The 13,388-nt window shown below is 33.9% G+C and carries 13 protein-coding genes and 1 riboswitch; all 13 genes read left to right on the top strand.

Going from position 1 to position 13,388, the window contains the following annotated elements; genetic code table 11:
- Window positions 1–11: 11 nt before the first annotated feature.
- The 13 genes from cysD (at window position 12) to metH (ending at window position 13,367) form a co-directional block, all read left to right on the top strand.
- Window positions 12–917 (top strand): sulfate adenylyltransferase subunit CysD, encoded by a 906-nt coding sequence (gene cysD / locus ABGB03_RS12110; RefSeq protein ID WP_347922830.1) that lies wholly within the window; start codon window positions 12–14, stop codon window positions 915–917.
- A 92-nt stretch (window positions 918–1,009) separates the two neighbouring features.
- The gene (locus ABGB03_RS12105; protein ID WP_347922829.1) at window positions 1,010–2,257 is read left to right on the top strand and encodes a GTP-binding protein; all 1,248 of its coding nucleotides are present in this window, start codon (window positions 1,010–1,012) and stop codon (window positions 2,255–2,257) included.
- Window positions 2,258–2,264: 7 nt separating this feature from the next.
- Window positions 2,265–2,612 (top strand): 4Fe-4S dicluster domain-containing protein, encoded by a 348-nt coding sequence (locus ABGB03_RS12100; protein ID WP_347922828.1) that lies wholly within the window; start codon window positions 2,265–2,267, stop codon window positions 2,610–2,612.
- Window positions 2,613–2,681: 69 nt separating this feature from the next.
- Window positions 2,682–4,778, top strand: a complete 2,097-nt coding sequence (locus ABGB03_RS12095) for a nitrite reductase (protein ID WP_347922827.1) — start codon at window positions 2,682–2,684, stop codon at window positions 4,776–4,778.
- Window positions 4,779–4,785: 7 nt separating this feature from the next.
- On the top strand, window positions 4,786–5,547 hold the full coding sequence (gene cobA, locus ABGB03_RS12090) for a uroporphyrinogen-III C-methyltransferase (RefSeq protein ID WP_347922826.1): 762 nt from the start codon (window positions 4,786–4,788) through the stop codon (window positions 5,545–5,547).
- 2 nt (window positions 5,548–5,549) lie between these two features.
- Window positions 5,550–6,125, top strand: coding sequence for a bifunctional precorrin-2 dehydrogenase/sirohydrochlorin ferrochelatase (locus ABGB03_RS12085; protein ID WP_347922825.1), 576 nt, complete (start codon window positions 5,550–5,552; stop codon window positions 6,123–6,125).
- A 1-nt stretch (window position 6,126) separates the two neighbouring features.
- Window positions 6,127–7,179, top strand: coding sequence for an NAD(P)/FAD-dependent oxidoreductase (locus tag ABGB03_RS12080; RefSeq protein ID WP_347922824.1), 1,053 nt, complete (start codon window positions 6,127–6,129; stop codon window positions 7,177–7,179).
- A 3-nt stretch (window positions 7,180–7,182) separates the two neighbouring features.
- On the top strand, window positions 7,183–7,503 hold the full coding sequence (locus tag ABGB03_RS12075) for a 2Fe-2S iron-sulfur cluster-binding protein (RefSeq protein WP_347922823.1): 321 nt from the start codon (window positions 7,183–7,185) through the stop codon (window positions 7,501–7,503).
- A 20-nt stretch (window positions 7,504–7,523) separates the two neighbouring features.
- A complete protein-coding gene (gene epsC, locus ABGB03_RS12070; protein WP_347922822.1) occupies window positions 7,524–8,258 on the top strand; it encodes a serine O-acetyltransferase EpsC in 735 nt (244 codons plus the stop codon).
- On the top strand, window positions 8,255–9,145 hold the full coding sequence (cysM, locus tag ABGB03_RS12065) for a cysteine synthase CysM (RefSeq protein WP_347922821.1): 891 nt from the start codon (window positions 8,255–8,257) through the stop codon (window positions 9,143–9,145). Before epsC ends, cysM begins: the two co-directional genes overlap by 4 nt.
- Window positions 9,146–9,216: 71 nt before the next feature.
- A riboswitch (SAM riboswitch) is annotated at window positions 9,217–9,334 on the top strand.
- Between the two features lie 53 nt (window positions 9,335–9,387).
- A complete protein-coding gene (locus ABGB03_RS12060) occupies window positions 9,388–10,401 on the top strand; it encodes a homocysteine S-methyltransferase family protein (RefSeq protein WP_347922820.1) in 1,014 nt (337 codons plus the stop codon).
- Window positions 10,402–10,410: 9 nt separating this feature from the next.
- Window positions 10,411–10,692 (top strand): antibiotic biosynthesis monooxygenase, encoded by a 282-nt coding sequence (locus ABGB03_RS12055; RefSeq protein WP_347922819.1) that lies wholly within the window; start codon window positions 10,411–10,413, stop codon window positions 10,690–10,692.
- Window positions 10,692–13,367 carry a methionine synthase gene (metH, locus tag ABGB03_RS12050; RefSeq protein WP_347922818.1) on the top strand — a complete coding sequence of 892 codons (2,676 nt, stop codon included), beginning with the start codon at window positions 10,692–10,694 and terminating at the stop codon, window positions 13,365–13,367. The genes ABGB03_RS12055 and metH overlap by 1 nt, the downstream gene beginning before the upstream one ends.
- Window positions 13,368–13,388 lie beyond the last annotated feature (21 nt).

Below are 13,388 nucleotides of genomic sequence, written 5' to 3'. Positions count from 1 at the left end.
AAAATATGATTATGAAGAAAGATACCTCAAACATAAACCCATTAGAAAACGAAGCTATTTATATTATGCGAGAAGTAGCAGCACAATTTGAAAAACCTGTGTTGTTGTTTTCTGGAGGAAAAGACTCAATAACCTTGGTGCGATTAGCACAAAAAGCATTTTATCCAGCTAAAATTCCGTTTCCATTAATGCATATAGACACAGGTCATAATTTTCCTGAAACTATTGAATTTAGAGATAGATTGGTAGATGAATTAGGTCTAGAATTAATCGTTAGAAACGTTCAAGATTCTATTAACGAAGGAAAAGTTAAAGAAGAATCAGGTAAATATGCTAGTCGTAATAGTTTGCAAACAACGACACTTTTAGATGCTATTGAGGAGTTTAAATTCGATGCATGTATCGGTGGAGCACGTCGTGATGAAGAAAAAGCAAGAGCTAAAGAACGTATTTTTTCTGTACGTGATGATTTTGGTCAATGGGACGAAAAAAATCAGAGACCAGAATTGTTCGATATGTTAAACGGTCAAATTGAGTTAGGACAAAATGTGCGTGTATTTCCAATTTCAAACTGGACAGAGTTAGATGTTTGGTCTTATATAGAAAAAGAGAATATCGAAATTCCTTCTATCTATTTTGCTCATACGAGAGCTACATTTTTACGAGATGGCTTAATCTGGTCAGCAGATGATGAAGTAGTGTATAGAGAAGAGAATGAAGTGGTTGAAGAAAGAGAAGTGCGCTTTAGAACAGTTGGCGATATGAGTTGTACTGCAGCTGTCTTGTCCGACGCATCAGACATAGCAACAGTGGTTCAAGAAATTAGAAATTCAACAATATCTGAACGTGGTGCTAGAATAGACGATAAGCGCTCTGAAGCTGCCATGGAAAAACGTAAACAACAAGGGTACTTCTAAGTATCAAGAACAAAGTCATAAAAAAAATATAAAAATGAGGTGTTCTAGTAAAGATCTCAATACTAATTACTAGACACTCAATACTAAATAATATGGAAGTATTAAAAATTGCAACAGCAGGAAGTGTAGATGATGGTAAAAGCACCTTAATAGGTAGAATACTTTATGATACAAAATCACTAACAAGTGATAAATTAGAAGCTATTGAAAAAACCAGTAAACAAAAGGGATACGATTATTTAGATTTTTCTTTAGCAACCGATGGTTTAGTGGCCGAAAGAGAACAAGGCATTACAATAGATGTAGCACATATTTACTTTTCAACACAAGCAAAAAGCTACATTATTGCAGATACACCAGGTCATGTTGAGTATACAAGAAACATGGTTACTGGAGCCTCAACGTCTCAAGCAGCAATTATTTTAATTGATGCAAGAAAAGGAGTGATAGAGCAGACAAATCGTCATTTTTTTATTAATAATTTATTACGAGTAAAAGATATTATTGTAGCCATTAATAAAATGGATTTAGTCGATTTTTCAGAAGAAAAGTACAATGAAATCAAAGCGGATTTTGAAGTATTAATGAGTAAGCGAGACTACCAAGATCAAAAAATAACATTTATTCCAGTTAGTGCTTTAAAAGGTGATAATGTGGTTAATAAATCGAAACAAACGCCTTGGTATAAAGGACAAACATTATTAGAACATTTAGAAAATTTAGACAGAAAAGATATTTATAATGTAGGTACACCAAGATTTCCAGTGCAATACGTAATTCGTCCAAAAACAGATGAGTTTCATGATTTTAGAGGGTATGCAGGAAAAGTGTATGGTGGTGAATTAAGTGTAGGTGATGAGGTTGTGGCATTGCCATCACAAACGAAATCAAAAATTAAAGAGATCTATTTCTATAATGATACATATAAAACTGCTTCAAGACGTTCATCTGTAACAATTACACTAGAAGATGATATTAATGTTAGTAGAGGAGATATGCTTGTAAAAGCAAATGATTTACCTAAAATTGATAAACAATTCACGGCGACCATTTCTTGGATGGATTCTAAAAATTTATTAACAGGGAGCAAGTATGTATTGCAACATGGTGTAAATAAAGTGTTGGCAAAAGTAGATGCAATCCACCATAAAATCAATCCAGATTATTCTGGGATAGAAACTGATGTCAATGCTTTAGGTATGAATGATATTGCTTCAGTTACTTTTAAATTAAACAAACCTATCTATTTTGATGAATTTAAAAATCATCGTACAAATGGATCATTTATTTTAATCGATTCTCACTCTAATAATACCGTTGGAGCTGGCTTTATTCAATAAAAAAACAATGGCAATTATTATTACAGACGAATGCATAAACTGTGGTGCATGTGAACCTGAATGCCCAAATACAGCTATTTATGAAGGTGCCGAAGATTGGCAATACAGTCAAGGAACATCATTAACTGGAAACGTAAAGTTACCAAACGGAAGCATTGTTGATGCAGATGCACATCAAGAACCAGTTTCAGATGAGCTTTACTTTATAGTACCAGATAAATGTACAGAATGTAAAGGGTTTCATGAAGAGCCACAATGCGCAGCGGTGTGTCCAGTAGATTGTTGCATACCAGACGAAAATCATGTAGAAACAGAAGAAGAGTTGTTAGAAAAGCAACAATTCATGCATCAATAAGTAAGTCAAAACAATCAATTTTATTTATAAAACTAAAAGAAGACCTTAAATACCTTCAATTAAAACACTATGCAAAGTTTTAGAACCGAAATAGAAAACCCTGTTGTTGAAAAAGATATTATCGATTTAGCTAAAAAAATTGAGCTATTCAAAAATGGTAAGGTAGATGAAGAAAAATTTAGAAGTCTTCGTTTAGCTAGAGGCATTTATGGACAACGACAACAAGGTGTACAAATGATTCGCATCAAACTACCATTTGGTAAAGTGTTAAGCAATCAATTACATAGAATTGCTGATGTTTCCGATGAATATTCTCGCGGACGTTTGCACATCACCACACGTCAAGACATTCAAATTCATTATATTGATTTAGATCGTACACCTGAACTTTGGGCAGAGCTAGAGCGTGACGATGTTACCTTACGTGAAGCTTGTGGTAATACTGTACGTAATGTTACTGCTAGCGAAACAGCAGGGATAGATATTAATGAACCATTTGATGTCTCTCCTTATGCCGATGCTATATTTGGTTTCTTTTTACGCAATCCTATCTGTCAAGAAATGGGACGAAAATTTAAAGTATCGTTTTCTGCTTCAGATGAAGATACAGGATTGTCATACATACACGATTTAGGTTTTATTGCTAAAATTGAAAATGGAGAGAGAGGATTTAAAGTGTTGCTTGGAGGCGGTTTAGGATCTCAGCCTCGTCATGCAGATGTCTTATATGATTTTTTACCGTCAGATAAAATAATTCCTTTAATGGAAGGAGTTTTAAGAGTTTTTGATCGCCATGGCGAACGTAAAAGTCGTGCCAAAGCACGTATGAAATTCTTAATAAAAGATATTGGATTAGAGGCATTCAAAAAATTAGTTGAGGAAGAGCAAGATGCCATCGAATTAAAATCAGTTCCAATAAATGCTAGCGAATTTCCTATTTCTGTTCCTGTTAAAATTAAAGCTCCTGAAGTTGTAATTAAAGATGAGTTTGCCTACAACTTATGGATGTCTACCAATCTTATTCAACAAAAACAAAAAGGCTATGTTGCTATAGGGATTAAAGTGTTATTAGGTGATTTCTATACTGATAAAGCAAGATTACTAGCAGATTTAGTACAAAATTATGCAGCAGGAGAGATGAGATTAACATTACGTCAAAATATTATTATTCCATTCGTAAAGGAAGATTTAGTGCCGTTTTTCTATCAAGAATTAGAAAAATTAGGATTTGTAGAAGCTGGCTATAACAAAGCAGTAGATATTACTGCGTGTCCTGGAACAGATACTTGCAATTTAGGAATTTCAAGTAGTACTGGAATAGCTGAAGAGCTAGAACGTATTATTAAAGAAGATTACCCACAATATTTGCAAAACAAGGATTTGGTCATAAAAATTAGTGGCTGTATGAACGCTTGCGGACAACACAATATGGCAAATATTGGGTTTCAAGGAATGTCTGTTCGTACACCAGATAAGTTAGTAGCACCTGCACTACAAGTACTATTAGGAGGAGGGAATAAAGGAAATGGTGAAGGTGTGTTTGCAGATAAAGTAGTAAAAGTACCAAGCAAAAGAGGGCCTGAAGCATTACGACGTATTTTAAATGATTTTGAAGCGAACGCTAATGGAAAATCCTTTTTTGAGTATTATTTGCTTCAAGGTGAAAAGTATTTTTATAAGCTATTAACTGACTTGTCTGATATTACTAATCTAACTCAAGACGATTTTATTGATTGGGGTACCAACGAGAAATACATTAAAGCAATTGGTATTGGCGAATGTGCAGGTGTTGTTATTGACTTAATAGCCACTTTATTTCTTGAGAGTGAAGAAAAAATTGATACAGCAAAAGAAGCTTTAAAGAATAAAGTCTACTCAAACGCTATTTATTTTGCATATAGTTCAATGGTAAATTCCGCGAAGGCAATATTATTATCAGAAAATATTTCAACCAATACACAAGTAGGAATTATTAGCCAATTTGACATCGAATTTGTAGCGAGTAGTAAAGTGAATTTAGGCATGACGTTTTCTGAATTAATTTATCAGATTAAAAATAATGCACCAACGGAAGCTTTTGCAAAAAGCTATATCAAAAATGCGGAAGCATTTTTAGAAAAAGTTAAATTGTTTAGAAAGCAAGAACAAGAGTTAGTTAAAAAATAAAAAGGCTATGAAAAAAGGAAAACTAACAGTTGTAGGAGCTGGTCCAGGCGACCCAGATTTAATTACGCTAAAAGCTATCAAAGCGATTAAAGATGCAGATGTTATTTTATATGATGCACTTATAAATACAGTTTTATTAGACTATGCCTCACCAGATGCAGAACTTATTTTCGTTGGAAAACGAAAAGGATGTTATTCATATCTGCAAGAGCAGATTAATGAGTTGATAGTAGCTAGAGCAAAAAGTAATAGACATGTTGTTAGACTCAAAGGAGGCGACCCATTTATATTTGGTCGTGGTGCCGAAGAGATAGATTATGCTAATCAATTTGGTTTAGAAACATATATGATTCCTGGTATTTCATCAGCGTTGGCAGTACCAGCGTATCGTGGAATTCCACTTACAAAAAGAGGAAGTTCAGAGAGTTTTTGGGTGATCACAGGAAGTACAAAATCCCATAAAATGTCTAATGATATTCCTTTAGCAGCAAAATCAACAGCGACAGTTGTTATTTTAATGGGAATGTCTAAACTTCAAGAAATTGCAGCAGCTTTTTCTGCTGAAGGAAAACAAAAAACACCAGTAGCTATTATTCAAAATGGAACTACAAAACATGAAAAATTTGGAGTAGGAACTGTTGAAACTATTTGTGAAGCTGTAAAAGAAAAACAATTATCTAATCCAGCAATAATTGTTATTGGTGAAGTAGTTGAACAAAGAGCAAAACTAACGTCTATCTATAGTCAAGTAAGAACATTATCTGTTTAGTCGTGGAAAGAAACGAATTATATCCAATATTTTTAAAGGTACATCAGCTAGATATACTAATTATTGGTGGTGGAGAAGTAGCTTTAGAAAAGCTAACATTCTTATTAAAATCAAGTCCAAATGCAAAAGTGACATTGATAGCTCTAGAGTTTTCTAATGAAATATTAGACTTAGTAAAAGCATACAATGTCTTAACGATACAGCAATCATATTCATCCAATATTTTACATAAGCAGCATTTGGTGATTGCTGCAACTAATAATAGAGAAGTAAATAAGGAAATTTATGAAGATGCTAAAAAAAGACAGCTACTTATAAATGTAGCAGATACACCTGATTTGTGTGATTTCTATCTTGGTGGAATAGTAACAAAAGGCAACGTAAAAATTGCTATTTCAACTAATGGAAAATCCCCAACCACGGCAAAAAGATTGCGTCAATTTTTTGAGGAAGTAATACCAGATGATATTAATAAACTAGTATCAAATTTAAACATATATAGAAAAACGATACAAGGTGATTTTCAAGAAAAGGTGAATACTTTAAATAAAATTACCGAAACATTAATAAGTAAATAAAATGATTAAAACAGACATACTTATAATTGGAGCAGGACCAACAGGATTATTTACTGTTTTTGAAGCAGGGTTATTAAAACTAAAATGTCATCTAATAGATGCTTTAGCACAACCAGGAGGTCAGTGTTCAGAGATTTATCCAAAAAAACCTATATATGATATTCCTGGGTTTCCAGAGATTCTAGCAGGCGATTTAACTAATAACTTGTTGGAACAATCAAAACAGTTCGAACCTGGTTTTACACTTGGAGAACGAGCAGAAACTATAGAAAAGCAAAACGATGGGAGCTTTATTGTAACTACAAATAAAGGCACAAAGCATCAAGCTCCTGTGGTGGCAATTGCTGGAGGCTTAGGTAGTTTTGAGCCACGAAAACCCTTACTTGAAAACTTAAATAGATTTGAAGATAATGGTGTTGCATACATGATTAAAGACCCTGAAGTATATAGAGATAAGAAAGTGATTATAGCTGGAGGTGGAGATTCTGCTTTAGATTGGAGTATATTTTTGGCAAATGTTGCTTCTGAAGTGACTTTGATTCATAGAAGAAATGAATTTAGAGGTGCTTTAGATTCTGTAGAAAAAGTAAGAGAACTAAAATTATTAGGAAAAATAAATCTCATTACACCAGCAGAAGTTACAGCTTTAAATGGCAAAGACAAATTAGAATCAATAGCTGTTAGTAAAGATGGACAAGAAGAGCTATTAGAAACAGATTATTTTATTCCTCTTTTTGGATTGTCACCAAAACTTGGTCAAATAGCTAACTGGGGATTAGAGATTGAAAAGAATGCTATAAAAGTGGATACATTCGATTATCAAACTAATGTTCCAGGAGTGTTTGCTATTGGTGATGTGAATACCTATCCAGGAAAATTAAAATTGATTTTGTGTGGATTTCATGAAGCCACTTTAATGTGTCAATCGGCATTTCAAATAATTAATCCAGGAAAAAAGAATATACTTAAATATACGACTGTAAGTGGTATAGATGGATTTGATGGCACACGTAAGGAAGCTCCTAAAGCAGTAGTTCAAGCAATAAATGTTTAGAAAATGTCTGATATTAATATAAAAGTAAAGGATAGAGAAGGAGTCATACATAACCTGTTAGCTCCAACAGATATGGCAATGAATCTAATGGAAGTGTTTAAAGCTTACGAACTCCCTGTAGAAGGCACTTGTGGAGGTATGGCTATGTGTGCTTCATGTCAATGTTATGTGATATCAAACCATCAGCTCAATAATATGGAAGATGATGAAGAAGCAATGTTAAGCGAAGCATTTTATGTTAAGGAGAATAGTAGATTAGGATGTCAAATTCCGATTACTGAGAACTTGGAAGGCTTAGAAATTGAATTAGCTCCAGAAAGTTAATTATTTTAAAAAAAAAGAATTTGAAGTATTATAATATTTATGTAAAAGATGCTATTGAAGCATTTACAAAGAAACTTTTTTATGTATTGTTTTTAAATGATCAATTACGTAAAGAGGAATTGCCTAAAATAAGGCAACAGTTTTTAGATATTGCAGAGCAATTGCAAATAAGTAATGCAGAGGGTTATTGGAATGACTTTCAAGAAATGTTTGTTACTATTAGAAAGCGGTTAGATCTTGATGCATTGGCAACAGAGCAAAACGACCCAGCGGCAAAAAGTATAGATGAGGTGTATTTAGCATATCCTGGCTTTCATGCCATTGCTATTTATAGATTAAGTAATCAGTTATACAAACAAGGCGTACCATTAATACCAAGAATGATGAGTGAGTATGTACATGGTGTAACAGGTACAGATATTCACCCAGGAGCGACTATTGGTGATTCATTTTTTATAGACCATGCCACAGGAATTGTAATAGGCGAGACATCGATTATAAAAAACAATGTAAAAATATATCAAGGAGTAACACTAGGAGGTATTCAAATTAAGAAAAGTTTAGCATCAACTAAACGTCATCCAACTATTGAAGATAATGTGGTAATCTATGCGAACGCTACTATTTTGGGAGGCGATATTGTTATAGGCAAAAACTCAATTATTGGAGCTAATGTTTGGATAACAACCTCAATTCCAGAAAATTCTTTAGTTACCAATCAGTTAGAAAATAAAATTACTACTAGAAAAAAATGATTAACTCTAAAACAATACTTGATCAAATAGGGAATACGCCTTTAATTGAAGCTACATATCTTATTACAAAACCAGGTATTCGGTTGTTTTTAAAATTAGAAGGTAATAACCCTGGAGGAAGTGTAAAAGATAGGCCTGTTTTAAATATGATTTCTGAAGCTGTAAGAAGAGGAACCATACAAAAAGGAGATACCTTAGTTGAAGCAACTAGTGGAAATACAGGTATTGCATTAGCATACATTTCTAAAGTTTTTGGTTTAAATATGGTATTAATAATGCCTGAAAACTCTACAGTTGAGCGTGTAAAAACGATGGAAGCCTATGGAGCAAAAGTAATTTTAACATCTTCAGAAATTGGTATAGAAGGTTCAAGAGATTTAGCATTTCAATTACGAGATGAAAAAGGATACACTTTATTAAATCAGTTTGAAAATGATGATAATTGGAAAGCACATTATAAAACGACAGGACCAGAAATTTGGGAAGCCACAAAAGGAGAAATTACACATTTTGTGTCTGCTATGGGAACTACAGGAACCATTACTGGTACGGCAACATATTTAAAAGAACAAAATAAAAATATTACAATAGTTGGTGCTCAGCCAACAGAAGGGTCTAGAATCCCTGGAATTAGAAAGTGGTCACCAGCGTACGTACCAAGTATTTTTAACAAAAAACTTGTAGACAATATTATAGAAGTAACCGAAGATGAAGCTAGAGAAATGACACAGCGTCTAGCGAAGGAGGAAGGTGTTTTTGCAGGTATGAGTAGTGGCGGAGCAGTAGCCACAGCATTAAAAGTTGTGAAGCAAATAAAAAGTGGAATTGTTGTTGCCGTTATTTGCGATAGAGGAGATCGTTACTTGTCTTCTAGCTTGTTTCAATAAAAATCATAAAAAAACATGATGATAATTAAAAATTAATTACGTTACTTTGCAGCGTTCATTAATATTATTGATTGTTATCACGAAAGGCAGAGGGAATAGACCCTGTGAAGCCTTAGCAACCCTTTAACTTAAAGAAGGTGCTAAATTCTAACCTATTTTGAATTATTTCAAGATTAGGACAGATAACCACAAGTAGTTTCAACTTACTTTCCTGATGACATATTGATATAATTTATCAAACAATGTCAGACATTAGTCAAATTTTACAAGAACGAATTTTAGTACTCGATGGTGCTATGGGAACCATGCTTCAGCAATATAATTTTACTGAAGAAGATTTTCGTGGCGAGCGTTTTAAGGACTATCCAACACCTTTAAAAGGGAATAATGATTTGTTGTCCATTACGCAACCAAAGGCCATTGCAGAAGTACATGCAAAATATTTTGAAGCTGGAGCAGATATAATTGAAACCAATACATTTTCTGGAACCACCATTGCTATGGCCGATTACCAAATGGAAGATCTGGTATACGAGCTTAACTATGAATCGGCTAAAATAGCCAAGAAAGTTGCAGATGAGTTTACGGCAAAAGAACCGCACAAACCAAGGTTCGTAGCAGGATCAATTGGACCAACTAATAGAACGGCTAGTATGTCTCCAGATGTAAACGACCCTGGATATCGTGCTGTCACTTTTGATAAATTACGAAGTGCTTATAAACAACAAGTTGAAGCATTACTAGATGGAGGATCTGATATTTTATTGGTAGAAACGATTTTTGATACACTTAATGCTAAAGCCGCTTTATTTGCCATTGAAGAAGTGAAGGCTGAGCGTAATATTGAAGTGCCAGTTATGGTATCGGGAACGATTACAGATGCTTCTGGTAGAACGCTATCTGGACAAACTGCTGAGGCATTTTTAATATCTATTTCACACATTCCATTATTATCAGTTGGGTTTAATTGTGCATTAGGAGCTAATTTATTGCAACCACATTTAGAAGCAATTGCTAATAAAACTGATTTTGCAATATCAGCACACCCCAATGCAGGTTTGCCAAATGCTTTTGGTGAATATGATGAAACTCCAGAGGAAATGGGTGAGCAAATAGAGGAGTATTTAAAAAAGAATTTAATAAACATTATTGGTGGTTGTTGTGGGACGTCGCCCGAGCATATAAAAGTAATCGCAAGTATTGCTGCCAAATATAAACCACGTCGTCATGCTGAACTTGTTTCAGCATCACATTAGGAAATGGTTATGATATTAGAAGTAGCCACATTAAACATAAAGAAAGGTCTTTCCGCAGAATTTGAAATCAATTTCAAAAAAGCAGAAAGCATCATCTCATCAATGAAAGGTTATATATCACATCAATTAAAAAAGTGTGTAGGGCAAGAGGATAAATATATATTATTAGTGAACTGGGAAACGATTGAAGACCACGAAATTGGCTTTAGACAATCAAAGGAGTATCAAGAATGGAAAAAATTATTACACCATTTTTATGAACCTTTTCCAACAGTAGAGCATTATAAGTAATGAAAATAAAACAAAGTAAATACATGAAGTTGTCTGGTTTAGAACCTTTGGTTTTAAACGAAAACAGCAATTTTATAAATGTAGGAGAACGTACCAATGTTGCGGGATCTCGTAAGTTTCTTCGTTTAATCAAAGAAGAAAAATTTGACGAAGCTTTAGATATTGCAAGACATCAAGTAGATGGTGGTGCACAAATTATCGATATTAATTTTGATGATGGTTTGATAGATGGAAAACAAGCCATGGTACGTTTTTTAAATCTTATTGCGGCAGAGCCAGATATTTGCAGAGTACCTATCATGATTGATAGCTCAAAATGGGGAATTATTGAAGCAGGTTTACAAGTTGTTCAAGGAAAGTGTGTAGTAAACTCTATTAGTTTAAAAGAAGGCGAAGACAAATTTATTTGGGAGGCAAAACAGATTAAGCGGTACGGAGCTGCTGTAATTGTTATGGCTTTTGATGAAGAAGGACAAGCTGATAATTACGACAGACGTATAGAAATAGCAAAACGTTCGTATGACATTTTAGTTAATAAAGTAGGTTTTCCTTCAGAAGATATCATTTTCGATTTAAACATTTTCCCTGTAGCTACAGGAATGGAAGAGCATCGTAGAAATGCGATAGACTTTATTGAAGCCACGCGTTGGGTAAGGCAAAATTTACCAAATGTAAGTGTTAGTGGAGGCGTAAGTAATGTGTCGTTTTCGTTTAGAGGAAATGATGGTGTTCGAGAAGCAATGCATTCAGTATTTTTATATCATGCCATTCAAGCAGGGATGAATATAGGGATTGTAAATCCTGCACTTTTAGAAGTGTATGATGATATTCCGAAGGATTTATTAGAGCATGTTGAAGATGTGATTTTAGATAGAAGAGACGATGCTACCGAGCGATTATTAGATTTTGCAGAAACTGTAAAAGGCTCAAAAAAGGAAGCTGGAGCAGATTTAACTTGGAGAGAAAATCCATTGCAAGATAGAATTACGCATGCTTTAGTAAAAGGTATTGATGCTTTTATTATCGAAGATATTGAACAAGCCAGACAAGAAGCAAGTAAGCCTATTGAAGTGATTGAAGGTCATTTAATGATTGGGATGAATGTAGTGGGTGATTTGTTTGGAGCAGGTAAAATGTTCTTGCCACAGGTGGTAAAATCGGCTCGTGTGATGAAAAAGGCAGTAGGCTATTTGAATCCATTTATTGAATCTGAAAAAACCGATAAGCAAGAGCCCGTTGGTAAAATATTAATGGCAACTGTAAAAGGTGACGTACACGATATTGGTAAAAATATTGTGAGCGTGGTATTGGCTTGTAATAACTACGAAATAGTGGATTTAGGTGTTATGGTACCGCCCGAAAAAATTATTGAAACGGCTATAAAAGAACGTGTTGATGCTATTGGGTTATCTGGATTAATTACACCATCACTTGATGAAATGGTGTATTTGGCAAAAGAAATGCAACGTCAGAATTTTGAATTGCCATTATTAATTGGAGGTGCCACAACATCAAAAGCGCATACGGCGGTTAAGATTGATACGCAGTATAAAAATGCCGTGGTTCATGTAAATGATGCCTCAAGAGCGGTAACAGTTGTTGGTGATTTATTGAATAAGAAATCATCGCATGAGTATGTCGCTAAAATGAAAGCTGATTATGATGAATTTCGAACTAAATTTCTAAAACGAGGGAAAGAGAAATCATATATTTCAATTGAAGAGGCTAGAAATAGAAAATATAAAATTGATTGGGAAACTTCTGAAATTGTAAAACCTAAGGAATTAGGTGTTCAGATTTTAAAACAACTAAGTTTAAAAGAATTGGTGCCGTTTATAGATTGGAGTCCGTTTTTTAGAAGTTGGGATTTGCATGGAAAGTTTCCAGATATTTTAACTGATAAAGTTGTTGGTGAGCAAGCTAAAATCATGTATGAAGAAGCGCAACTAATGATAAAAGAAATTGTTGCAAAACAACTTTTAAAACCTAAAGCGGTTTTTGGATTGTTTGAAGCAAACTCAATACATGATGACGATATTTTTGTTCATAAAAAAGGAGAGGAAGTAGTAATTTTTAGAACGCTGCGTCAACAATTAAAAAAGCGCGAAGGGATTCCTAATCATGCATTAGCAGATTTTATTGCACCAAAAGAAACTGGTAAAATGGATTATATGGGAGCATTTTGCGTTGGTATTTTTGGTGCGCAAGAATTAGCCGATAGTTACAGAAAAAAGGAGGATGATTATAATGCAATTATGGCACAAGCCATTGCTGATCGATTTGCAGAAGCCTTCGCAGAATATTTACATAAACAGATTAGAACCAAACATTGGGGATATGCCGTAGACGAAGATTTAACTAACAACGATTTAATAAAAGAAAATTACAAAGGCATTCGTCCAGCACCAGGATATCCTGCATGTCCAGATCATTTAGAAAAAGAAACTATTTGGGAATTGTTAGATGTAGAAAAGCTAATTGGTGTAAAGCTAACCGAAAGTTTGGCTATGTGGCCTGCTGCTAGTGTAAGTGGGTATTATTTTGCAAACCCAGAGTCCAAATATTTTGGGTTAGGTAAAATTACCGATGATCAGGTTGAAGATTTTGCAAATAGAAAAGGAATATCAAAAGAAAAGGCAAGAAAATGGTTGCATCCAGTAATTGCAGATAATTAAAAATATAGAAAAGTAGCATAA

The sequence above is a fragment of the Pontimicrobium sp. SW4 genome (assembly GCF_039954625.1).
Lineage (GTDB): Bacteria > Bacteroidota > Bacteroidia > Flavobacteriales > Flavobacteriaceae > Pontimicrobium.
Note: the sequence above shows the minus strand (reverse complement) of the source record. Positions and strands in the feature narration are given on the sequence as shown.

Coding starts and splice junctions, on each gene's coding strand:
- cysD (WP_347922830.1), top strand. CDS start 12: ATGAAGAAAGATACCTCAAACATAAACCCATTAGAAAACGAAGCTATT.
- ABGB03_RS12105 (WP_347922829.1), top strand. CDS start 1,010: ATGGAAGTATTAAAAATTGCAACAGCAGGAAGTGTAGATGATGGTAAA.
- ABGB03_RS12100 (WP_347922828.1), top strand. CDS start 2,265: ATGGCAATTATTATTACAGACGAATGCATAAACTGTGGTGCATGTGAA.
- ABGB03_RS12095 (WP_347922827.1), top strand. CDS start 2,682: ATGCAAAGTTTTAGAACCGAAATAGAAAACCCTGTTGTTGAAAAAGAT.
- cobA (WP_347922826.1), top strand. CDS start 4,786: ATGAAAAAAGGAAAACTAACAGTTGTAGGAGCTGGTCCAGGCGACCCA.
- ABGB03_RS12080 (WP_347922824.1), top strand. CDS start 6,127: ATGATTAAAACAGACATACTTATAATTGGAGCAGGACCAACAGGATTA.
- ABGB03_RS12075 (WP_347922823.1), top strand. CDS start 7,183: ATGTCTGATATTAATATAAAAGTAAAGGATAGAGAAGGAGTCATACAT.
- cysM (WP_347922821.1), top strand. CDS start 8,255: ATGATTAACTCTAAAACAATACTTGATCAAATAGGGAATACGCCTTTA.
- ABGB03_RS12060 (WP_347922820.1), top strand. CDS start 9,388: ATGTCAGACATTAGTCAAATTTTACAAGAACGAATTTTAGTACTCGAT.
- ABGB03_RS12055 (WP_347922819.1), top strand. CDS start 10,411: ATGATATTAGAAGTAGCCACATTAAACATAAAGAAAGGTCTTTCCGCA.
- metH (WP_347922818.1), top strand. CDS start 10,692: ATGAAAATAAAACAAAGTAAATACATGAAGTTGTCTGGTTTAGAACCT.